This window comes from Blautia faecis (genome assembly GCF_020554845.1).
GTDB lineage: Bacteria > Bacillota > Clostridia > Lachnospirales > Lachnospiraceae > Blautia_A > Blautia_A faecis.
Genome location: NZ_JAJCIA010000079.1, coordinates 1 through 1,601 on the forward strand (window position 1 = coordinate 1; position 1,601 = coordinate 1,601).

Genomic DNA, 1,601 nt, shown 5'->3' on the forward strand with positions numbered 1-1,601 from the left:
CAGACTGTCTAACAATTAAGAAAAATGCTATAATAAAACTACCAAATACAGTATCATAGGGGGATTCGTTATGGCATATATTGTTGGCACAGATAGATATCAGACAAGAATGATAACCACTTCATTAGACGACTTAATAAGTAAGGATAATTCTGTCCGAGTAATAGATTCTTATGTAGAATCCTTAGATTTAGAAAATCTGGGTTTTATAGAGTATAGCGGTAGGAATCGAGGACAATCACCTTATCGCCGATCTGATTTATTAAAACTTCATATCTATGGTTATTTAAATAAGATTCGTTCTAGCCGCGCATTGGAAACAGAAGCAAAACGCAACCTGGAATTAATGTGGCTGGTAAACTGCATAACACCTGATCATGGTACTATTGCAGGGTTTGTTCAGAAGAACAATGCTGCGTTTCATAATACATTACGAAATCTTACCCTTATTCTCAAAGGTTGGGGACTCATTGATGGCGAACTGATTGTTATTGATGGAACAAAGATCCATGCTCAAAACAGCAAGCATAATTGTATTACGCAAAGCGGTTTAGATAAAAAAATCGAATATGCAGAAGCTCAGATAAATGCATATCTTATGGCAATCGCTAAAGATGAGGTGCCGGCAGATGACCTTACAGATAAACTAAAAACCTATCAAGAGTTAAAAGAACAGTATCTTACACAAAAACAGGAATTAAAAGATGAAGGACTGGAACAAAAGAGTTTGACAGATCCTGATTCAAGAAGGATGAAAAATAACGGCTCATTGGATATCTGCTACAATGTACAGTCTGTTGTAGATGCAAAGAATCATTTCGTTGTAGATATTTCGACGACTAATGATATAAATGATCAAAACCAGCTTTATACTATGGCACAAAAAGCATCCGAACTTTTAGAAAAAGAGTCTTCTACAGTTCTTGCAGATACAGGTTATTATAACGGAACGGAGATAAAAAAATGCGTTGATGCTGGAATGAATGTCTTTATAAAAAAAGCTAAAGCGAATAATGCTACAAAGGATAATGAATTTCGCAAAGAAAAGTTTATCTATAATGGTGAGACTGATGAATACACATGCCCAGCAGGAAATAGATTACGATTTTTTGAAAACACTTCGAAGAATGGTATGAAGTATCGCAAATATAAGTGTACAGACTGCAATTCATGCAAATATAAAAAAGACTGCACTACTTCTTCATCTGGAAGAACGATACAGCGTTGGGTACATGAAGATGTTCTTGAAACTGTGTATAATGAAACACTAAATAATAACGAGGTTTATAAACAGAGAAGATGTATCGTGGAGCATCCATTTGGGACTATAAAAAGGAGCCTCGGATATAATTTCTTTCTTCGACGCAGACAAGAGAATGTTGACGCAGAAGCTGCATCTATGTTTATCGCTTATAACTTTAAGCGATTATTAAGCATGTTTTCAACAGAAGAATTAGTAATGAGGTTTGAATAATGTATGATGTAACAGAGGGGAACACATGTAATTCATGTGAAAAACAAAGATAAAAATGGTATTAAAAAAATCGAAGATAAAAATACCGTCTACATCAGACTGAATTTTTGAATTGTTAGACAGTCTG

General features: G+C 34.5%; 1 protein-coding gene. It reads left to right on the forward strand.

Features of this window, described 5'->3' with window-relative positions:
- Window positions 1-70 precede the first annotated feature (70 nt).
- The gene (locus tag LIZ66_RS18240) at window positions 71-1,474 is read left to right on the forward strand and encodes an IS1182 family transposase (protein WP_173769741.1); all 1,404 of its coding nucleotides are present in this window, start codon (window positions 71-73) and stop codon (window positions 1,472-1,474) included.
- Window positions 1,475-1,601 lie beyond the last annotated feature (127 nt).